Consider the following 18,676-nt stretch of genomic DNA (forward strand, 5'->3'; position numbering starts at 1 on the left):
ATAAAACAATATGCGCCTTATATCCCCATAGCTAAAGCTAGGGGCTTTACGGCGTTTTTCGGTAAGCCATGCAACAAAAGGGGGGTTACGGTTCGATTCGCAGGCGGACAGAGTCGCGATGGGAGATGAGACCCTCGGTTTCGGCAAGGGTTATCACGGCTCCCCCCTGTTTCAGTAGGGCAGCAGGGGTGTACTGAATAATGCTGGAATGTTTGAGGAACGTTTCCACCCCTAGAGCAGAGGCATAGCGCGCAGAGCCGGAGGTGGGTAAGGTGTGGTTGGGGCCGGCAAGATAGTCACCGACAGCTTCGGGGGTGGCATAGCCTAGAAAAATAGCTCCGGCATGGCGCACCCGTTCCACAAGGCTCCATGGATCGTCAACTTCTAGTTCGAGGTGCTCGGGAGCGAAACTATTGGAGAGGTCGATGGCCTGCTCTAAGCTCTCAACGATGCCAATGAGGCCGTAGTGGGCGATCGCCTTCTCGGTGAGGAGGCGGCGAGGATGATCCGTAAGCTGGTCATTGACCGCAGCAACGACTGCTTGAGCGAGGTGCAGACTGGGGGTAAGGAGAATTGCGGCCGCTAGGGGATCGTGTTCCGCTTGTGCTAGCAGATCGGCGGCAATGTGAACGGGATGGGCATATTCATCCGCAATAATGAGGACTTCCGATGGGCCTGCAAGGGAATCAATGCCAACGCGACCATACACCTGTTTTTTGGCCAGCATGACGTAGAGGTTGCCGGGGCCGGTGATCACATCAACGCGGGGAATCGTTTCTGTGCCGTAGGCAAGGGCAGCAATGGCCTGCGCCCCACCCACCCGGTAAATTTCCTGAATCCCTGCTTCTTGGGCGGCAACCAGCACTGCTGGACTAACCCCCTTGCCTTGGCCGGGAGGGGTGACCATGACAATACGCTTGACCCCAGCAACTTGGGCGGGCACGGCATTCATGAGCACGGTACTGGGGTAGGCGGCTCGACCTCCGGGGACGTAGAGACCCGCGCTATCAACCGCGGTATAGCGTTTGCCAAGCACAATGCCATCTTCCCCAAACTGCACCCAGCTTTTGGGCACTCGCTGCCGATGGAACGCTTCGATCTGTTGCTTAGCAAGACGGATGGCATCGAGTAATTCTTTCGAGACTTGCTGATAGGCAGCGTCTAGTTCATCCCCTTTAATTCGTAGTGTTTCTGGGGTCAGGTCAACGTGGTCAAAGGTGCTGGTGTATTCAATGAGGGCGCGATCGCCCTCGGCAGCTACCCGCTGAAGGATTGTCGCAACGGTGGCGTGTTGCTGGTTCATCTCGCTACTGTCGGTGCGATCGCAAATGCGGCGCAGTTCAGCGCGTAGGTCTGTTAACTGAGTGATGATCCGCAACATGGTCGTTCACGTAGGGCAAGGCTGAAACAGGGGCAAAGGTTAAAAAACCTTAATCAACCCTATTACTAGCTTACAGTGATTTCTTAATTGCAGGGGCGGCTCAACCATCCCCTCAGGGTGCCCCACTCCTGAGCAATCGGGTTGTGACTGTTCCTAGGGAGGTGGTTAGAACTGCCCCTCGCTGAGAATGGCCTCCCCACTAAAGCGCTGGCCGCAATAGCTGAGGCGACCATTAAAAATATGGCAGGKGCGGTAAGCATTGTTCGCCCAAATCACTGTTTCACCAGTGAACCATGCGCCACAATAACTCAGCCGACCATTGAAGACATGACATGTTCGGTAGGCGTTGCGATCCCACAGTACCGTTTTGCCGGTAAACCAACGGCCACAATAGCTAACCATCCCAAAGTTAACGCGGCAGTATCGATAGGTGTGAGTCTGAGCCGTGTGGCCATACAGTGTTCCTGGCCAGAGGAGGGCAATAGTGAGGTTGAGGAGGAGCACGTGAGCCAGCATGGGCAATCCCCCAGCTAGAAGACTAACACTACCTTACCTTGGACTAAACGCTGACTCAGGTAGTGGTGGGCATCGGCAGCGGCACCGAGGGGAAAGGTTTTATCCACGACGACCTGAAGGTCGCCGTGATCCACGAGGGTAGCGACCTGTTCGAGGATCTGGCGTTGGTGGGCTAAGGCGCTGGGTATTCCCAACAGCTGCGGGGTGAGCATCAAGGTGAACTGAACCAGTAGGTTGCGCTGGCGAGCAAGTTTCCACGGGGTGTCTGCCCTTGGCTCCAATAGGGTAGAGAGGCTGCCATAGGGGCGTACGGCTCTAAAGGTGTCGCTAAAGGTGGCACCCCCTACGGTATCCAGCGCGATGTCAACCCCAATTCCTCCTGTCCATTCAAGGATGGCATCGACCCAATTTGTGGTGGTGTAGTTGATGGCCAAGGCTGCTCCAAGGCGCTCCACAAATTTGGCTTTGGCAGGAGAGCTAATGGTGGTGGCCACCTTTGCCCCAAACCGCTGCGCTAGTTGAATGGCGAGATGACCAACACCGCCAGCACCGGCGTGAACGAGGATGGTTTGAGCGCTGGAGAGTAGGTTGAGTGCCGGCACACCGCCGCGATCGCCTAGGGCTTCCCAAGCCGTAATGACCGCTAAGGGTAGTGCTGCGGCCTGAACGAAGGACAAGGATTTAGGCTTGTGGGCAACAGCAACCTCTGGAACAACGGTATATTCTCCGTAGCAACCGCCGCGATCGCCCAAGCCGCCGTAGCAAAAGTACACTTCATCTCCCACCTTGAGACGCTGCACGGCTGAGCCAGTTTCCACCACAATACCGGAGCCATCACAGCCCAAGATAGCGGGTAAGCGATCTGGGAAAAAGGTGCCCCGCTGCCGCAGCTTGGTATCAATTGGGTTGACACTGGCTGCCCGCAGTTGGATTTTAACCTCGTCGTTGGCTTCAATTTGGGGATCTGGCACATCCCGCAGCTTGAGAACATCGGTAGAGCCAAACTCGGTGATGGCGATCGCTTTCATAAGCTCATCAACTTTTTATGTTTTGCCTTAACGAGTCAGGACAATGGACTCTCAACCCCATTGTGGCATCCACTCAACACCGACTGCTAGACCGTACAGTGCGAGCTTCCAGCAGACACCTGCCGATCGCCCTAGGCTTCTACTCTGAACTGAGTGGGTGCACGGATGACGACATCAGGGAGTTCTTAACGGCGGATGAGCAGCAGCGCCAGAAGCAGGAAGATGTGAGGCAAGTGCTTGAGGCATGGGGAGCAGCAGTACTCAATCAAATTATTGAGGTGAGCATTGACCTGTCTGGAAACTATAAAAGTTTGGTTCATAAACTCCTACCGAATGCTACAGTGGTTGCTGACCGATTTCATGTTATAAAAATTGTGAATCAGGAATTGGATAAGGCTCGACAAAGTATTTGTAAAGCGAATGAGCAGACGGTAAATGAAGTCCAGAAAGCCCAGATTRCAGCCGCGCWCAAACAAAGTAAATATGCGTTACTGAAGCCGGAGGAAAATCTAACTCAGAAGCAAAAAGCAAAACTGGAAGAAATTCGAAAAGTAGTGCCAAGTCTGGCTCGAATGCATCAGGAGAAGGAATCGTTTAGAGCCATCTTTGAGCAAGCAAAAGATTGGAAAGATGGAACCTTTCAATTGCTCGATTGGTTAGCTCAAGCTCAGGATTCTTTTCAAGAGAGCGTAAGAACAATTTGTCGGTGGTTTGGTGAAGTCACCGCCTATTTTGATAATCACACAAATAGTGGTGTTGTCGAAGGTATTAACAATCAATTGAAGCTGATCAAGCGGTCAGGTTATGGGTTCAGGAACTTTGACAATTTTCAGTTACGTTGCTTAATTTACTGGCATTTAGCTATTGATTAAGCATAACTCGGACGATAGAGCCGGATTTTCCGCTTTTAGGCTTTTTCTTTACCTTTCTTTTTGAATTTCAACACTTCTGCCATTGAACAACTACATTGTAGTTAAAAATTGCAGTTAAAACAGGCTGCCTAGCTGGGTTGTAGCTGAATGCCATGGGGGCAGCACTCGCATACCCAGAGGTCTAAATCGGGGTCAGGCAAGTCTCGCCGGACACGTTGGAGGAGATCGTAACCTGCATTCATTGTTTCTACCAACCCAAAGACAGTAGGGCCAGAGCCTGACATCATGCTGGCGATCGCCCCGGCCTTTATAAACGTTTCTCGTAACTGAGCCACGGCTGGATAGCGGGGTAACACCACCTTTTGTAAATCATTCCTCAAACTGCTGGCTAACGTTGCCAGATCGTTGCGGTGAATGGCTTGCAATAGGGTGGCAGATCCGCCTTCTTGGCGGGCTTTTTCCTGCGCTGCTGCGGTCTGAGCATAGAGGTGCTGAAACTCTTGGCGATAGGTTTGGTAGGCCCATGGCGTCGAGACACTCAAGGAGCGATACTTCCCTAAGACCACCGTCAGGTTCTGAAGGTCGGGAAGGGGAGACAACTGCTCGCCACGCCCCAAGGCTAAGGCGGTGCCACCGCTGAGACAAAAGGGAACATCGGATCCGAGGTGTTGGGCAAAGGTCTGTAGCTCGGCTTGCGTCAGCCCCAGTTGCCACAGCAGGTCTAAGCCCACCAGTACTGCCGCTGCATTGGTGGAGCCACCCGCTAACCCCGCCCCCATGGGAATCCGCTTCTCAATAAAAATTTCCACACCATCGCGATCAGGGAAGTGCTGTTGCAGGAGGGCTGCAGCTTTATAGGCCAAATTGCGCTGATCGCAGGGCACTGCTGGATGGGTGCACTCAATTTTAATCTGGCGATCGCGACGAGGTACCAGTTCCACACGATCCGCTAAAGATACCGCCTGCATCACCATCACCAATTCATGGTAGCCACTGCCATCCAGACAATTACCGACAATTTGCAGAAAGAGATTAATTTTGGCTGGTGCCAACAAACGGTACACGCTAGCAGACTCTCACAACATTGAGGGTGGGGCTTGGCTATAGATCCTCTCACAGGAGTTGTTCTTTTGCCAGCACTTGCCGCAGTGCCTTGACAACATCCCCCTTGATTTTTTACATTAGAAATCTGTTGCGGGTATAGCTCAGTGGTAGAGCGCAACCTTGCCAAGGTTGATGTCGCGCGTTCGAATCGCGTTACCCGCTTTGACCTCAAGATTAGCCATGTCACACTGGTTGTTGCCTAGCCGCCTCCAGCTTAAACACGCTGTCAAGGTGGGCATTGCAGCCGGTTTACTGGCCATTGTCTGCTGGCATGCCAACCTCAAGATGGTTCACTATCCTGCCATGGGGTTAGTGGCCACCATGTTGTCTTTGAATACGGGTGAAACCCTCAAAAACGGTTGGGGACGGCTGGGAGGCAGTCTCTTAGGGGGACTTTGTACAGCTCTATGGATTTCTGGCTTGGGGCTGAATCCCCTTGCGGGGACACTGGCGTTTAGTACCGCTGTCTTACTGTGCGAAACCCTCAAGTTACCAACGATGCAAAACCAAGCCGCTGCGGTAACGGCAATTATGGCAGCCAGTACCGAATTTGGTCAGCAGCCGTGGGAGTATGCCAGCAGTCGTGTGTTCGATAACTGTATTGGAATTGCCATCGGCATTTTAGTGACCCTTTGCCTTTGGCCAGAGCACCCGGAGCTGACGCTCAAACGGTCAACCAGCGCTATTGTGGCCAAGTTACACGAAATCTATGAAGACGTTTGCCAAACACTAGTCACAGGTATTGTCCCAGAGCATGAAGCAACCTTAGCGGCATTGGTCAGCCAGCTGCAGCAAGCGGAGGCTACCCTCGAAGCATCGGTATATGGCATTCTCGGTTGGGTGCTGGTGTTGCAAAACTGGAGCGATCGCCTGATGGGTCTGCGGCGACTACGGCGACACCTACGCAGCTTGAGTCATCTCAGTCCTGCCCTCCATAGCAGTCAGTTTCGCCAAGAATGTCAGCCGTTTTTTGATCAGCTTTGGCCCGCCTTGAGGGCTAAGTTTAGGGTGCTAGAAACCCACTTGCAAGGCACAGGGCACTCTAACCCGCTTGCAGATTCGCCACCACCCTTTGCATTGCTCCACGAGCGGTTGACACATCTGCGCCACCAGCAAATCACTAAAAAATATCCTCTCGACGATGTCATTCACATCGGGTAGGGCTGGAAGCCCCGTACTTCAGTGCGGGGAGGAAAGCTCCTTTAGCAACTTCAGTTGTTTTAGGTTATAATTGTACTGTGGACACCAGAAACGGTTGTTCAAGGCACTGGTAACGGTCGATTGGGGGTGTTGTAAACCACCCCAGAGGCTCGCGGTTGGCTTGCTAACTGCAGGGCTACTAAAAGCTCCCTGCTTTAGCTGGGAGTAGTTTACCCTTTCCATTGCCATTTGTTTTCAGTCCACCTTGGGCAACAGTATGGAGGCAGCACGGCAGCGCCTCTTGGGGACGGTTGTTGGGCTTTTTGTGACCGAGGTAATGATTCATACCTTGGGGATCAATGCCCTTAGTATCGGGCTGGGGATGGTGCTGATTATTCTGATTGCCGGAGCAATTGGGATTCCTCAAGGCTATAAGCCCGGAGCCTTTTTACTGATTGTGTCAATGATGGCCTTTGGCGCCACAGCAGACACCTATATTTTATTTGGCAGCGCTTTTGGGAAACCCAGTTGGGTATTATCATTGTCTTGATCGTGGATATGGCCTTCTGGCGCGATACGGCAGCCTCCCGCCTCGATCAAGAGTCTCAGCAAAACTTTCAACGCTTGGCCACACTGTACGGGGGGCTACTGACAGACTTTACGGGGGAGCGATCGCCCCAAGAGCGCAACGACCTCATCGCGGCGATTCGCAAAAGCTATCGCCAACAGCTACAACTACGCCGGGTCACCAATTTAGAATCTGTGGTCGGGTTCGGCTTGGCAGAAAAACGACGGCAGTGGAATATTGGCTTGAGCTACCAACTGGCGCTATTTAGCAGCTTCCTTTCCCTTGATTTACCATCCCCTCACCCTAGCATGGTCTATACTATCCTGCAGGAATGTCAACCCGCTGTGGGCGAAGTACTGAGGGCGATCGCCCATAGCCTACACCAAGGCCTACCTACCCAAGAGACCATCAGTGCTGTTGCGCACTCCTTGCACGAACTCGAAACACAGTTAGTGAGCCTGCGTCAGCAGAGCCGCCTGCGGGAGTACCCCCTCGAGGGAATTTTAGAAGCTTTTAATGTCCTTGAAGTGCTAAAAGAGGTTGGTGGCGACATCCTGCCAACCATGGATCCTAGCTAGACGACTGAAACTGCCTCTGAGCTAGAATGAGGCTCTTGTATATTAATAATGCTTGGCGTAAATAGAAAGACCCCATCTCCCAACCGTGACTGATTGCCGTTAATGGCAAAGGTGCTACCAGCAGCAAAGTCAGAAATCCGCTGTGCTTCGGCAATATCTAACTCTTCTAAATTGAGGATCACTGCTTTATCTGCCCGTAGTGCCTGCACAATTAGGGTCGTATCACTCAGCGACTGCGGCTTAATGATCACGACTTCATAACCACTGCTCAGGGAATGGCCAAAGGCAGTCAGTTCACTCATGGGAGTCCCCCTTGGGAATGCGAAATAGAAGAAATAGACTTTTAGCCTAACTTTTTTATACGATCAGGACTTACGCTTATGCAAACAAACGTAAAAAGAGCTTAATCCTTGACAAGGGCTAGCCCTATTGAAGCTAGGTTCCCGATTTAGGCGATTTACGGGTTTGCCAACTGTCCACAATACGGCCAAAATTAGTACGAAATTCTGCAATCCCTAGCCAACTGCCAGCCTGTGCCTCATCCCAAGAGGCTGAGATGACACCATAACTCAGGCCAAGGGCACCTAACCCAAACCAGCCCAAACTAACAAGAACCACCACCACATGGGGCAGACTAAACCAGTGATGCTGCACAATGACGTAGCTTACGGGGAATGTTGTCAACCCCAACAGCGTTGGTACACCAGCGCACACCGCCATCCGACTGACCATCCGCCGACTAACGACTTCAGGGATAGCGCCTTGCTTGGCAGCAGCACTCTTTTGCTGTTTGGCAGCGCTCTTGCGGCCAGTATCATCAGGGCTAGGGGCTTTGGAGAACGTTGCTTTACTCTTCTTACGAGATTCAAAAGGTAGTCCAGAGCCTTTGGCCATGTTGCTTAACCCCGAATTCCTAAACGCTCGATAAGTTGACGATAACGCTGTGAATCGTGCTTGTTGATATAAGCGAGGAGCCTCTTACGGCGGCCAATAATTTTCAGTAGCCCCCGCCGCGACGCATGATCCTTCTTATTCGTCTTGAGGTGTTCTGAAAGTTGTTTAATGCGCTCGGTGAGAATAGCGACCTGCACATCCGCAGAGCCGGTATCTGTACTGTGAATTTGGTAAGTGTTGATGATGTCCTGTTTGAGGTCGTGTTGCAGTGCCATAGCTATGATCAAGAGATGAACGGCGCGATCTATATATCATACGGTGCGATCGCCCCAGAAGGGTAGCCCTTAACAGGGGATGATTTTTAGTATAGACACTATCGAGGCGTGGATGCTCCGCTCATGGGGTTTCGCGTTCATAAGCGGCTTCCCAATCCCCATAGCAGAGAGAGGGTGACCGGCATTCTCGGCGTAGAGCAGGAACTTCTGTCTTTCGCTACCTGCCCGTCCTTGCGGCGGGTCAGCTTCAGTTGATACGCCAAGTATCGAGCCGCGATATTGTAGCTGGCGCTAAGGTCAAAGGACGAAACTTGTCCTTTCACAAACTCGATAGCAGCACGACGCAGGCAGGACGGGAACTTGTAGAACCGCGTCTCAACGTAGGAATACTTCGGGTTCGGATGCTGACTGGTGCGATGAATGAGCCGTTCCACTGCCGCACAGCAACTTTTGGCTTCAGTTAGTTTTGACCAGTGGCCCATGACCACATCGCTCAACGCCTTGCAGTAAGCCCGGTACTCATTAAACGTTGCTGAGAGATGAAGTCTCACGTCTGGCGACGGTTGTAAGCCTCATTTGTCAGTGCGTACAATAGGTTTACTCATAATCAACTAATTCTGGCTCGGAAAATGCATCAAGAGTTTGCGGAGCAGCTACGCCCCTTTTACTGGACGCCTTACGTCTGGAACCGGGTCTATGGCTTGATCACGACTGGGGGATGGGCCAGCATCGAAACCCTTTTGAAATACATCGAGAATCAGGGCGAGCCGCGAACACTCCGTCCGCCGCTAACTAAGGCATGACGCTTCGCGTCTATTCGTAGGATTGCGGCGGTTTTGCTCAAAATGAGTGAGGACGTGAGTCATCCGTGAAGCAGCAACGGTTATGGTTTGGGGCTATCCTTGCCTGTACAGTTATCGGTCTCATGTTGAGCCGCTACTGGTATGCTCACCATGTCATGGCGAGTGCTGAGGCGGCGGCTCGCCAGCGATTGGTTGTTGCCCTAGAGCGAGCGCTGCCCCCCTTAAACACCACAGTGCCAGTTAATCTAAACTGCGCGATCGCAACGCCAGTGATTTCTTTAGCCCATGTGCAGCAACTGGGTCGCCATCGCCCGCGGGAACGGTAGGCGCTAGCCCATGCTTCAAACTATGGCGATCGCGTCACCGTCGATGTGCATGGGAACCCGACGAATTATCCGCTGCTGGTCGTCCTCCACGAAACGGTCTATAGTGCCGCCAGTGCTGTTGACTACTTCCAGACCTACCACGAGCGTGACGAGGATCAGGCCAGCTACCATGCCATTATTACCCGCAGTGGGGAGATCTTTTACACCGTCCCTGCCCATAAACGGGCCTACGGCGCAGGGAATTCGGCCTTTCAGGGGGAACAGGTACAAACGAATCTGCGCATTGCTGCATCGGTGAATAACTTTGCGTACCATATCTCCCTCGAAACCCCCTTAGATGGCCAGAACGCAAACTTGAGTCATAGCGGCTATACCGAAGCACAGTATCGGTCTCTCGCATGGCTGGTCAGTCGCACCCAAGTGCCATGGCAGCGCATTACCACTCACGCTGCGGTGGATCTAGGGGGCGAGCGCGCTGATCCGCGCAGCTTCGATTGGCAACGGTTTGCGCAGTATTGGCAGCCCTATCATCGCCTTCAGCAACACTATTGCGCCATGCTGGCCAATCGCCAACTCCCAGCTAGGGAATCCAACGCCAGCTAAGTTCCTACGGGCTAGGATAGAGGAGTTTTTGACAGGGATGCTCCCATGGGCTTGAAACGCTTTGTCTCGTTTAGTTTCTTGGTGTTTATTCCCCTCTCGGTTGCTGCTGAAAAATTGGAGTGGGGGGCGCTCACGGTCTTTATTGTGGCAGCACTGGCCATTGTTCCCCTCGCTATTTGGCTGAGTACTGCCACCGAAGAAGTTGCCCTCGCCACCGGTCCGACCATTGGCGGGCTATTGAATGCCCTGTTTGGCAATGCCACGGAGTTGATTATTGCCATTGTGGCGCTGCGGGCAGGCTTGGTGGATATTGTCAAAGCCAGTATTACAGGAACACTAATTGCTAACTTGCTTCTTGTTATGGGGCTGTCGATGTTTCTTGGGGGGATTCGCTACAAGGAGCAATCCTTTGCACCTGTCGTTGCCCGGGTGAATGCCTCTTCAATGACTGTGGCGATCGCGGCCATTCTGCTACCGGCGATGGTGATTTACACCTCCACCAGCGTACCGGAGACGGCCATTTCCAAGATGTCGGTGGTGACGGCTGGGGTCTTAATTGCCGTCTATGGGATGACGCTCCTGTTTTCCTTAAAAACCCACAGCTACCTCTACGAAGTCAGCCAAGTGGAGCTGGCGGATGACGAGGGTCACCATGAAAAACCCAACCTCACCCTGTGGATGACGGTGCTGATCATTGCGACCCTTGGGGTTGCCTTTGAGTCCGAAATTTTTGTAGGGGCAGTGGAGGCAGCAACAGAAGGCTTGGGTCTAACGCCATTGTTTACAGGGGTAATCTTACTGCCCTTAGTGGGGGGCGCAGCGGAGTACGTCACGGCGGTGGGGGTTGCCCTCAAGAATAATATGGATCTATCCGTCTCGATTGCCCTTGGTTCATCCCTACTAGTCGCCTTGCTAGTTGCCCCCGTATTAGTCGTAATTGGTCAGGTCATTGGCCAGCCCATGGATTTGAACTTTAGCCTGTTTGAGGTCGTGACGGTCATTATCTCGGTGGTGATTGCCAACGTCATTAGCCTCGATGGTCGCTCAAACTGGCTGGAGGGAGCGCTGTTGCTTGCCACCTATAGCATTCTCGGCACCGCCTTCTTTTTCCACACTTAGCTGCGAGCCGTACCGCCCAGGCTGGAAGGCATGATCAGCCTAGGGGATTTCAGGAAAGGGGTTGGATGTGGAGGTGGTAGGTCATGGTGGCGGTGACCCCTTGCCCCCGCAATACTCCATCAATAGGGGCAGCATCGGCAGGCTCAGCCGTGGCCACCAGCGCAACATGGCGATCGCTCACCGCTAGACCATGGGTGGGGTCGTAGCCCCGCCACCCTGCTCCTGGCAGATAGACCTCCACCCACGCATGGAGGTGGCGCTCTGGGTTATCCAGATCGCCTTCCTGATAGCCACTGACAAAGCGGGCGGCCAATCCGACCGCACGGCAGGCATGGATAAACAAGACCGCGGTATCGCGACAGGACCCCGCCTGCTGGGACCATGTCAGACAGGGAGGCCACGGTGCTCCCGTGTCGCGAATTTGATGCTGACAGGTGCGGTAAATCTGCTCGTTGAGTTCACTCAAAAATGGCAGAACCGCGCCGTCCACCCGTGCCAACGTTTCCCACGCCAGTTGATAGGCCACCGGATCCACTGCGCCGCTAAGATAGGGGTGCAACCCATGGGCTAAACGTTGGGGATAGTTGAAGGGCAACGTCATTGCCCACGGCTCCAACAGGTAGTTAAACGGATTCTGACAGTAGGTTTCCACCTCAGAGGTGACTTGAATCATTAAGGTCGTGGTGAGGTCGTTCGACCACCAGTAGCGCCGCAGGTGATTGCCATAGGCATCGAGAACCGTACTGCACCCTTGGGGCACAGGTAGAATCTGCACCGTTAGCGATCGCAGGTGTTGATGACCATCGCTGCGGGGGATCAGCCGTAGATCGTGGGGGGCTAAGGCAACAGCAGCACTATAGGTGTAGGTCGTTTGATGGGTAATTCGGTAGTCCATCGTGCTCTCGTCTGGGGTCAGCATTATTTTGCCATTCTCCACCGAGTTTAGGGGGGGAAAATGGGGGATAATGCTACTTCAGAGGTAGTGAGTCGGCTACCCCGCAATTGCCGCTGATAAGATTTGGGAGTTAGCAACGATGTCGATTTTGTTTCAACTGGCACTCGCCGCCCTGGTCATCCTGTCCTTTGTCATGGTGATTGGGGTGCCAGTGGCCTATGCGTCACCCCAAGACTGGGATCGCTCGAAGCAGCTAATCTTTTTGGGGTCTGGGGTCTGGATTGCCCTAGTGCTGGTGGTGGCGGTTCTGAATTTCTTCGTCGTCTAGCCCTGCCACCGTTGACGATAGACCTCGTAGAGCAGCACAGCGGTGGCGATCGCCACGTTTAAGGAGTCCACCGTTGCCGCTTGGGGAATAGCCACAGAGGTAAAGGTCAAGGCACCGTAATCGGCGGGAAGACCTTGGCCTTCGTTTCCCATCACAATTAACGTAGGCTGACAAAAATTGACTTGCCAGTACACCTGTGCCGCCGTGGGCGACGTGACCACCACCTGCCAGCCCTGCGCCTGATAGGTAGCCAGCGTCCCTAGGGGATCTGCAACCGTTTGAAACGGCAGCCGAAACCACTGCCCTGCACTAGCTCGCAATACCTTAGGGTGGCTCATCTCTACACAGTCGGGCGTGAGCAGGATACCTTCAACGCCAGTGGCGGCGGCGGTGCGGACAATGGTACCTAGGTTCCCTGGATCCTGAAGCGTGACAAGGCACAACCCCAAACTCTGGAGGGGCAATGAATTGGGGGGACGGTAGGTGGTTACCGCAACCACGCCATCCGGTGTACGGGTTGTGCAGAGGGCAGCCAGCACCTCCTCACTTACCACCTCGAGGCGATTGCTGTGCTGTTCCAGTTGCTGCAGCCACGGGCTTGGTTGCTTGTCGTACCATGCGGGGGTACAACAAACCACGTCCAGCGAATAGCCTGCTGCCAAGGCTTCCTGTACCAGATGGGTGCCTTCCAGCAGGAGATGACCTTGACGATATTTCCGCTGATGGAGCTTGCGAATGTGGCGCACCAGCGGATTTTGTCGGCTTGTGATCATGAAGCAACGCCGATGCTAGTTACCCTCATAACCAGAGAGCTGAGCCAACGCACTGAGGGGAAATACGCCTTCGTATTTTTTGCCATTAATCTCCCACGTTGGGTAGGCACGGATATTAGCTTGTTTACACAGTTCTGGTTTGGGGTTAGTACCGCGAGCATCGCACTCAATGTATTGAACACTCTTAAAGGCATTGCCAAACAGTTCTTTCTGTTTTGTGCAAGCTGGGCACCAGTACGCACCATACATCTTGGCATTAATTTTTTTGAGGTGAGCCGCAAGACCTTGGGCAGAAATGGTTTGATGGGTACTCTGGGCAAAGGTCGCCGGAACCGCACTAGCGGCCACGATCCGAGGCGCCAAGGCGATCGCCCCCATTACCTCTAGTCCTGCTAGTGCATACCGTATCTGTCGCCCTGAGGAATGAACCATAGTAGAATAACTCGCCAATGGATGTGTAGTACGATGACCATCCTAGTTTAGCGCTAGCCAATTCTCCAACGCCAAGGGTTCTACACCTCAACTTGCATCCCCATTTCCACCACCTGCTGAGGTGGGAGCCGAAAATAGGTCATCGGACTTTCAGCATTACGGTAAAGCCATGCAAACAGCACCTTTTGCCAATGCCACAACCCTGCTGCTGGGGTGGGAACAATGGTACGCCGTCCCACAAAGTAGCTAACCGTTTCAACCTCCGCTGCAATATCCAAGGCGCGCCAGCAGCGCGCCATCGCAGCAGGAATATCAATAGTATCCCGAAAGCCGTAATTGATGGTGACCTGATACATATTCTCGGCGAGGGAAGCAACGTGAAGTTGGGCAGACTCACTCACGTGGGGCAAATCCGCTGTATTTAGATGGACGAAAAATACCCGCTGATGTATCACATGGTTGTGGTGCAGGTTTTGTATAAACGCAAAGGGGATGAGTGTCGGCAGGGGTGAAAAAAATACCCCTGTCCCCGGCACTTGCAGGGGATGCGCTGCCAGCAATGACTCTAGCGAGAGGTGTTGCGTTACTTGTCGTAGTTGGCCTTGGAGGCGATCGCGCCCTTGGTGCCATGTCACCAGCAACCCATAAACCATCATGCCAAACAGCAGCGGATACCACCCGCCGTCGGGAATCTTAAGGGTATTGGCCACTAAAAAGCTGGCCTCAATAGCCAAGAGACTCCCAAAAACCACCATCGCTCGCCCCAACGACCAGCGCCACTGTTGTCGAGCTAACAGGAGCAGATAAATTGTGGTCACCCCCATCGTGACATTCACCGCCAAACCGTAAGCGGCGGCCAAATTTGTGGGTTGCTGAAAAGTAATAACCAGTGCAATCACCGTAAGCAGTAACAGCCAATTGATGAAAGGAATATAGACTTGCCCTCGATGCTGATCATCGGTGATCTGAATCTTGAGCCGCGGCAGATAACCGAGTTTAATGGCTGCGGCAGTCATGGAGAAGGCACCTGAAATCACCGCCTGCGACGCAATAATGGTGGCCAACGTACTCAGGATCACAAGGGGGATCACTCCAGCCGTAGGGACAAGGCGAAAAAAGGGATTTGCGGCGGCGGTGGCATCCGTCAGCACGAGGGCACCTTGCCCAAGGTAATTGAGCACAAGGGCAGGAAAGACGATCCGATACCACGCATGGCGCACGGGGTGTCGGCCAAAATGCCCCATGTCGGCATACATTGCTTCAGCCCCCGTTAAGGCTAGGATCACCACCCCAAGCAGAAAGAGTGTCTCTTGGGGGGTGGTCCAAAACAGGTGCATCCCCCACCATGGATTCAAGGCATTGAGAATGAGGGGATGCTGCATAATGTGCCATGCCCCCAGCCCACTGAGAACCATAAACCACAGGAGCATGACCGGACCAAAAAAGTGCCCCACTCGTGTGGTGCCGTGGGCTTGCACGGCAAAGAGGCTCACGAGAATGGCAACCGTCAGGGGTACCAGCCAAGGCGCAAGCCCCGGATTGATGACCTGTAGCCCGTGTACCGCTGAGAGGACGCTAATGGCAGGGGTGATGGTACTATCGCCATAAAACATCGCTGCCCCGATTAGCCCCAAGGCCACAATGCCACCATACCAACGGGATGCCCCTGACCAGCGGGATAGCACCAGAGCCATCAGCGGAAAAATGCCGCCCTCGCCACCGTTATCTGCCCGCAGCGCAAAAGTGGCATACTTGAGAGTGGCAATTAAAATCAATGACCAAATAATCAGGGACAGCACCCCATAGATATTAGCAGGGGTAACAGCCAAGGCATGAAGGGGATTAAAGGCCTCCTGAAAGGCGTACAGAAGACTCGTGCCAAGGTCGCCATAGACAACGCCTACCGCACCAAGGGTGAGAGACCATGACCTCCGAGCGGGTGTAGAAACAGCTTTCATCGCTCGGCGGTTTGAGGGGGGGCCTGTGTTTGTAAGGCGGCGGCGATCGCCACCAACTCCTGCTCAAAGGCTAACTGAGCGCGATTGGTGCGCCCGCCCACGTAGAGGGTCTCCTCGGTGAACAGCCCCCACACCTGAGAGTGAGACACGTAACTCATGATCACCCCAGCCATCAGAAAGGCAAACCCAGCATAAAACAGGGGAATCCCAGGGTCAGATTTAATTTGTAGGCCTGTGCTGCCCACCAACTCTGTGAGGGTGAGGGTGACGTTGTTGATCTGGGTGCTCATTCCTTGGCGCAAACTGGTGAGAAACTCACCATCTGCACCATAGATGAGTACCGTCCCCTGCAAATCCCGGGMAATGAGARAAATACCCGCCGACAGATCCGGCTTAGTGGGGATCCAAGTGCCCCAGAGGCGGCCTTTCCCCTCAGTGTTCAGTTGCGCCATGGGCAATTGCAGCACCGGGCTTTGATTCAGGCGAAACCGGACGGCTGCAATACTCCAATCTGCTTGGTAGAGGGTCACCCCAGCGTACTTGAGGGGCTGATTGACGTGAATGGTGCCCCGCTTGACCTCTGTGCCAGTGGCATCGAGTACCGAGAGATCCGAGTAAAACTGATCAATGTCTCCGGCGGGTGTGTAGTCAATCCAAAAGCGGTTCACTTTCACCGACCAATTCTCGGGGAGGTGAGCCAACGGCCCCGCTTGAATCAGGTGTTGAATGTGGAACGTCGAGCCACTGGGCACCAACTCCTGTGCCATAAACCCCGTCAGGGAACCCAGAATACCTCCGAGCAAAATCAGGATCATGCTGGCATGCACCACAATTGGGCCAATACGCCCAGCAATCCCTTTGCGGGCATAGAGTTGGTTATCGGTGTACCAAACGCGATAACCGTTTTGGCTGAGGGCGGCTGCCAAGGTACGCAATGATCCGTGGGGCACTGTAGTACTGAGGGCAAGCTTGCCAAACTGGCGTGGCTCGCAGTAGTACTGCCAGCGTTGGGCGCTTTTGAGGGCTGGAACTTGTCGAGTAACGGTGCAGGCCACCAGACTGGCACCAAAGAGCACTAAGAGGGTTAAGTACCACGCTGTTCGATAGACATGATCAAGCCCAATAGCCAGCAGCACCCGCCAACTTAAAAACCCAAAAAGCGCTGGGTTTTCGGGGTAATTGGTTTGATAAAACGAGAGGGGCTGCCCCTGCTCAATGACGGTACCGGCAATACTGGCCAAGGCAATGATCAGCAGCAGCAGAATGGCTAAACGGAGGTCGCCAAGGAGCGACAGGCTGCGCCGCCACCAGTATTGCAGAAAAGGTGCAGGGGTCATAGAGGTTTGCTGCTTAGTGGGACCAGTTCACCCAATCTTGGGCTTTGAGGAACGTGGTGTAGAGTTCCGCTTCAGGGCTGTTCGGCTCAGGGGTGTAGTTGTACTCCCAGCGCACCAAGGGCGGCAAGGACATTAAAATAGACTCGGTACGGCCATTGGTTTGTAGGCCAAAAATGGTGCCTCGGTCATAGACTAAGTTGAATTCGACGTAGCGGCCACGGCGATAGAGTTGAAATTGACGTTCGCGATCGCCATACTCAATATGCCGCCGCCGTTCAACAATGGGTAGGTACGCCTCTAAAAAGGCTTGACCGCAGCTTTGGATAAAGGCAAAGAGGCTCTCCCAAGAGCGGGGGGCAACCGCACCCACCTGGCGGCTATAACTGGCGGCATCGCCGTCAAGATTTGGGCCGCGATAGAGTTCCCCCTCGCTACCGTCTTGGTAGTCAAAGAAAATGCCGCCAATCCCGCGAGATTCACCGCGATGCTTCAAATAAAAGTACTCATCGCACCAACGTTTGAAGACGGGATAGTACTCACTGTGGTGGCGATCGCACGCGGCCTTGTGAACACGGTGAAAGTGCTGGGCATCTTCCGCAAAGGGGTAGTAGGGGGTTAAGTCTGCCCCTCCACCAAACCACCACACTGGCCCTGCCTCAAAGTAGCGGTAGTTGAGGTGCACTGTTGGCACATAGGGGTTGCGCGGATGCAGCACCATAGAAGTGCCCGTGGCATAAAATCCATGGCCAGCGGCTTCTGGGCGTTGGCTGAGAATGGAAGGCGGTAACTGCTCCCCCCACACTTCGGAAAAGTTAACGCCGCCCTGCTCGAGCAGGTTCCCGTTCTTCATCACCCGGGAGCGCCCGCCCCCTCCTTCGGGTCGCTGCCAACTATCCTCTTGGAACTGGGCACCGCCATCCGCTGCTTCTAACCCTTGGCAAATCTGATCCTGAAGGGTTTTGAGGAAGGAGGACACCCGCTGGCGGGAGTCACTGGGCAGTGTGGTGGGAGCAGAAGTTGCAACAGTCATAGTAGTAATGTGTCAGTCCTATACAACGATCAAAGGGGATAGCACTAATCCCAAGGGGAGAGTGGCAAGGGTCTAGGGTCTATTCTACCGTTGCCTGCAGAGCCTGATCTAACTTGGCCGCAATGGCGGCCACCCATTGCTCGTCCTGTTTGGTATAGCTGCGGGGGGCGTTAGCACCGAGAATCAGTACGGTTGTTTCGTTAACGGGTTGGCAGATCACCCCTTGGGTATTGGGGGGTAAATAGTCAAATTCAATGCGTCCTGGGTAAAGGGCTAAATTGACTAGATAGATGGGGCGCTGCGTCCTCAGGGCGCGCTGGACAATGGCACCAGCTTGGGTCATGGTTCGCGGCCCCAAAATTCCCCGCCGTAGGAGGGGGCGATCGCTCCGCCACAGCACAATAGACTTTGTCGGCGTGTTCGTTAGCAACGTATAGGAGGCCCACGCCAACTCGGTTTTAAGGGCATCGGGCAAGTCCGGTGCCAATTCAAAGCCCTCCTCGCCCTCTAAGATCACCGCCTCTGGTGGCCGCGGCTGCACCTGCTGCCAAATGAGGGTGGTTAAGATCAAGACAGCGGCTAAAATCACGCCAACTACATCAGACCGGGCTTGGGCAGGGGTTGGTTCAACGGTCAGCAGGCGGTTCACCAGCAGCAGCGTGCCCCCAAGAACCCCCGTGGCTAGCGGCAAGTACCGCAGGAGGGTCGCTCCCATC

The 18,676-nt window shown here is 54.0% G+C and carries 24 protein-coding genes and 1 tRNA gene; 10 read left to right on the top strand and 15 right to left on the bottom strand.

The window, feature by feature from the left end:
* Nucleotides 1-85 precede the first annotated feature (85 nt).
* From hisD to L5470_RS01615, 3 genes are all read right to left on the bottom strand, one after another.
* Nucleotides 86-1,381 (bottom strand): histidinol dehydrogenase, encoded by a 1,296-nt coding sequence (gene hisD, locus L5470_RS01605; protein WP_099799609.1) that lies wholly within the window; start codon nucleotides 1,379-1,381, stop codon nucleotides 86-88.
* Nucleotides 1,382-1,546: 165 nt separating this feature from the next.
* A complete protein-coding gene (locus L5470_RS01610) occupies nucleotides 1,547-1,897 on the bottom strand; it encodes a hypothetical protein (protein ID WP_499497736.1) in 351 nt (116 codons plus the stop codon).
* 14 nt (nucleotides 1,898-1,911) lie between these two features.
* Entirely contained in the window at nucleotides 1,912-2,925 is a 1,014-nt protein-coding gene (locus tag L5470_RS01615; protein ID WP_499497738.1) for a zinc-dependent alcohol dehydrogenase family protein, read from the bottom strand.
* A gap of 62 nt (nucleotides 2,926-2,987) precedes the next feature.
* Here L5470_RS01615 and L5470_RS01620 point away from each other — a divergent pair, with 62 nt between their 5' ends.
* Nucleotides 2,988-3,797, top strand: a complete 810-nt coding sequence (locus L5470_RS01620) for an ISL3 family transposase (protein ID WP_499497740.1) — start codon at nucleotides 2,988-2,990, stop codon at nucleotides 3,795-3,797.
* A gap of 128 nt (nucleotides 3,798-3,925) precedes the next feature.
* Here L5470_RS01620 and ispE read toward each other — a convergent pair whose 3' ends face one another.
* Nucleotides 3,926-4,861, bottom strand: a complete 936-nt coding sequence (gene ispE / locus L5470_RS01625) for a 4-(cytidine 5'-diphospho)-2-C-methyl-D-erythritol kinase (protein WP_099798191.1) — start codon at nucleotides 4,859-4,861, stop codon at nucleotides 3,926-3,928.
* Between the two features lie 130 nt (nucleotides 4,862-4,991).
* Between ispE and L5470_RS01630 the strand changes: the two genes are divergently transcribed.
* The 4 genes from L5470_RS01630 to L5470_RS01645 all read left to right on the top strand — a co-directional run bounded on the left by L5470_RS01630 (nucleotide 4,992) and on the right by L5470_RS01645 (nucleotide 7,187).
* Nucleotides 4,992-5,063, top strand: a tRNA-Gly gene (locus L5470_RS01630).
* 18 nt (nucleotides 5,064-5,081) lie between these two features.
* Entirely contained in the window at nucleotides 5,082-6,062 is a 981-nt protein-coding gene (locus tag L5470_RS01635) for an FUSC family protein (RefSeq protein WP_499497742.1), read from the top strand.
* Between the two features lie 226 nt (nucleotides 6,063-6,288).
* Nucleotides 6,289-6,591: an aromatic acid exporter family protein gene (locus L5470_RS01640; RefSeq protein ID WP_499497950.1), complete on the top strand. Its 303-nt coding sequence runs from the start codon at nucleotides 6,289-6,291 to the stop codon at nucleotides 6,589-6,591.
* Nucleotides 6,570-7,187 (top strand): hypothetical protein, encoded by a 618-nt coding sequence (locus L5470_RS01645; protein ID WP_499497744.1) that lies wholly within the window; start codon nucleotides 6,570-6,572, stop codon nucleotides 7,185-7,187. Before L5470_RS01640 ends, L5470_RS01645 begins: the two co-directional genes overlap by 22 nt.
* Here L5470_RS01645 and L5470_RS01650 read toward each other — a convergent pair.
* The 4 genes from L5470_RS01650 to L5470_RS01665 form a co-directional block, all read right to left on the bottom strand.
* A complete protein-coding gene (locus L5470_RS01650; RefSeq protein ID WP_099798194.1) occupies nucleotides 7,184-7,489 on the bottom strand; it encodes a cell division protein SepF in 306 nt (101 codons plus the stop codon). The genes L5470_RS01645 and L5470_RS01650 overlap by 4 nt on opposite strands.
* A gap of 133 nt (nucleotides 7,490-7,622) precedes the next feature.
* Nucleotides 7,623-8,081: a PAM68 family protein gene (locus L5470_RS01655; protein WP_099798195.1), complete on the bottom strand. Its 459-nt coding sequence runs from the start codon at nucleotides 8,079-8,081 to the stop codon at nucleotides 7,623-7,625.
* A gap of 5 nt (nucleotides 8,082-8,086) precedes the next feature.
* Nucleotides 8,087-8,356, bottom strand: coding sequence for a 30S ribosomal protein S15 (gene rpsO, locus L5470_RS01660; protein WP_099798196.1), 270 nt, complete (start codon nucleotides 8,354-8,356; stop codon nucleotides 8,087-8,089).
* Between the two features lie 137 nt (nucleotides 8,357-8,493).
* Nucleotides 8,494-8,907 (bottom strand): hypothetical protein, encoded by a 414-nt coding sequence (locus L5470_RS01665; protein WP_499497747.1) that lies wholly within the window; start codon nucleotides 8,905-8,907, stop codon nucleotides 8,494-8,496.
* A 78-nt stretch (nucleotides 8,908-8,985) separates the two neighbouring features.
* Between L5470_RS01665 and L5470_RS01670 the strand changes: the two genes are divergently transcribed.
* From L5470_RS01670 to cax, 4 genes are all read left to right on the top strand, one after another.
* On the top strand, nucleotides 8,986-9,159 hold the full coding sequence (locus L5470_RS01670) for a transposase (RefSeq protein ID WP_499497749.1): 174 nt from the start codon (nucleotides 8,986-8,988) through the stop codon (nucleotides 9,157-9,159).
* A 65-nt stretch (nucleotides 9,160-9,224) separates the two neighbouring features.
* On the top strand, nucleotides 9,225-9,485 hold the full coding sequence (locus L5470_RS01675; protein ID WP_499497751.1) for a hypothetical protein: 261 nt from the start codon (nucleotides 9,225-9,227) through the stop codon (nucleotides 9,483-9,485).
* A 45-nt stretch (nucleotides 9,486-9,530) separates the two neighbouring features.
* A complete protein-coding gene (locus L5470_RS01680; protein WP_499497753.1) occupies nucleotides 9,531-10,088 on the top strand; it encodes an N-acetylmuramoyl-L-alanine amidase in 558 nt (185 codons plus the stop codon).
* A 45-nt stretch (nucleotides 10,089-10,133) separates the two neighbouring features.
* Nucleotides 10,134-11,207: a calcium/proton exchanger gene (gene cax, locus L5470_RS01685; RefSeq protein ID WP_499497755.1), complete on the top strand. Its 1,074-nt coding sequence runs from the start codon at nucleotides 10,134-10,136 to the stop codon at nucleotides 11,205-11,207.
* Between the two features lie 49 nt (nucleotides 11,208-11,256).
* Here the strand turns inward: cax and L5470_RS01690 are convergent, their stop codons facing one another.
* On the bottom strand, nucleotides 11,257-12,126 hold the full coding sequence (locus L5470_RS01690; RefSeq protein WP_499497757.1) for a transglutaminase family protein: 870 nt from the start codon (nucleotides 12,124-12,126) through the stop codon (nucleotides 11,257-11,259).
* 115 nt (nucleotides 12,127-12,241) lie between these two features.
* Between L5470_RS01690 and psbZ the strand changes: the two genes are divergently transcribed.
* Nucleotides 12,242-12,430 (top strand): photosystem II reaction center protein PsbZ, encoded by a 189-nt coding sequence (gene psbZ, locus L5470_RS01695; RefSeq protein ID WP_099798198.1) that lies wholly within the window; start codon nucleotides 12,242-12,244, stop codon nucleotides 12,428-12,430.
* On the opposite strand, the gene L5470_RS01700 is transcribed toward psbZ, so the two are convergent.
* The 6 genes from L5470_RS01700 to L5470_RS01725 all read right to left on the bottom strand — a co-directional run bounded on the left by L5470_RS01700 (nucleotide 12,427) and on the right by L5470_RS01725 (nucleotide 18,675).
* Nucleotides 12,427-13,203 (bottom strand): TrmH family RNA methyltransferase, encoded by a 777-nt coding sequence (locus L5470_RS01700; RefSeq protein WP_099798199.1) that lies wholly within the window; start codon nucleotides 13,201-13,203, stop codon nucleotides 12,427-12,429. The two genes, psbZ and L5470_RS01700, sit on opposite strands and share 4 nt — an antisense overlap.
* Nucleotides 13,204-13,218: 15 nt before the next feature.
* Nucleotides 13,219-13,635 carry a hypothetical protein gene (locus L5470_RS01705; protein WP_499497760.1) on the bottom strand — a complete coding sequence of 139 codons (417 nt, stop codon included), beginning with the start codon at nucleotides 13,633-13,635 and terminating at the stop codon, nucleotides 13,219-13,221.
* 80 nt (nucleotides 13,636-13,715) lie between these two features.
* On the bottom strand, nucleotides 13,716-15,593 hold the full coding sequence (locus tag L5470_RS01710) for a potassium transporter Kup (protein WP_499497762.1): 1,878 nt from the start codon (nucleotides 15,591-15,593) through the stop codon (nucleotides 13,716-13,718).
* Nucleotides 15,590-16,930 carry a cytochrome c biogenesis protein gene (locus L5470_RS01715; RefSeq protein WP_499497764.1) on the bottom strand — a complete coding sequence of 447 codons (1,341 nt, stop codon included), beginning with the start codon at nucleotides 16,928-16,930 and terminating at the stop codon, nucleotides 15,590-15,592. The genes L5470_RS01710 and L5470_RS01715 overlap by 4 nt, the downstream gene beginning before the upstream one ends.
* Nucleotides 16,931-16,943: 13 nt before the next feature.
* Entirely contained in the window at nucleotides 16,944-17,960 is a 1,017-nt protein-coding gene (hemF, locus tag L5470_RS01720; RefSeq protein ID WP_099798202.1) for an oxygen-dependent coproporphyrinogen oxidase, read from the bottom strand.
* Between the two features lie 79 nt (nucleotides 17,961-18,039).
* Nucleotides 18,040-18,675, bottom strand: coding sequence for a cofactor assembly of complex C subunit B (locus L5470_RS01725; RefSeq protein ID WP_499497765.1), 636 nt, complete (start codon nucleotides 18,673-18,675; stop codon nucleotides 18,040-18,042).
* Nucleotide 18,676 lies beyond the last annotated feature (1 nt).

The sequence above is a fragment of the Synechococcus sp. PCC 6717 genome, from assembly GCF_022698185.1.
Taxonomy (GTDB): domain Bacteria; phylum Cyanobacteriota; class Cyanobacteriia; order Thermosynechococcales; family Thermosynechococcaceae; genus Thermosynechococcus; species Thermosynechococcus lividus.

What these genes read in the sequence shown, in the direction of transcription:
- L5470_RS01710 (WP_499497762.1), bottom strand. Translation starts at nt 15,593, where the DNA reads ATGAAAGCTGTTTCTACACCCGCTCGGAGGTCATGGTCTCTCACCCTT.
- L5470_RS01705 (WP_499497760.1), bottom strand. Translation starts at nt 13,635, where the DNA reads ATGGTTCATTCCTCAGGGCGACAGATACGGTATGCACTAGCAGGACTA.
- L5470_RS01635 (WP_499497742.1), top strand. Translation starts at nt 5,082, where the DNA reads ATGTCACACTGGTTGTTGCCTAGCCGCCTCCAGCTTAAACACGCTGTC.
- rpsO (WP_099798196.1), bottom strand. Translation starts at nt 8,356, where the DNA reads ATGGCACTGCAACACGACCTCAAACAGGACATCATCAACACTTACCAA.
- L5470_RS01725 (WP_499497765.1), bottom strand. Translation starts at nt 18,675, where the DNA reads ATGGGAGCGACCCTCCTGCGGTACTTGCCGCTAGCCACGGGGGTTCTT.
- L5470_RS01615 (WP_499497738.1), bottom strand. Translation starts at nt 2,925, where the DNA reads ATGAAAGCGATCGCCATCACCGAGTTTGGCTCTACCGATGTTCTCAAG.
- L5470_RS01650 (WP_099798194.1), bottom strand. Translation starts at nt 7,489, where the DNA reads ATGAGTGAACTGACTGCCTTTGGCCATTCCCTGAGCAGTGGTTATGAA.
- hemF (WP_099798202.1), bottom strand. Translation starts at nt 17,960, where the DNA reads ATGACTGTTGCAACTTCTGCTCCCACCACACTGCCCAGTGACTCCCGC.
- L5470_RS01670 (WP_499497749.1), top strand. Translation starts at nt 8,986, where the DNA reads ATGCATCAAGAGTTTGCGGAGCAGCTACGCCCCTTTTACTGGACGCCT.
- L5470_RS01690 (WP_499497757.1), bottom strand. Translation starts at nt 12,126, where the DNA reads ATGCTGACCCCAGACGAGAGCACGATGGACTACCGAATTACCCATCAA.
- hisD (WP_099799609.1), bottom strand. Translation starts at nt 1,381, where the DNA reads ATGTTGCGGATCATCACTCAGTTAACAGACCTACGCGCTGAACTGCGC.
- L5470_RS01700 (WP_099798199.1), bottom strand. Translation starts at nt 13,203, where the DNA reads ATGATCACAAGCCGACAAAATCCGCTGGTGCGCCACATTCGCAAGCTC.
- cax (WP_499497755.1), top strand. Translation starts at nt 10,134, where the DNA reads ATGGGCTTGAAACGCTTTGTCTCGTTTAGTTTCTTGGTGTTTATTCCC.
- L5470_RS01655 (WP_099798195.1), bottom strand. Translation starts at nt 8,081, where the DNA reads ATGGCCAAAGGCTCTGGACTACCTTTTGAATCTCGTAAGAAGAGTAAA.
- psbZ (WP_099798198.1), top strand. Translation starts at nt 12,242, where the DNA reads ATGTCGATTTTGTTTCAACTGGCACTCGCCGCCCTGGTCATCCTGTCC.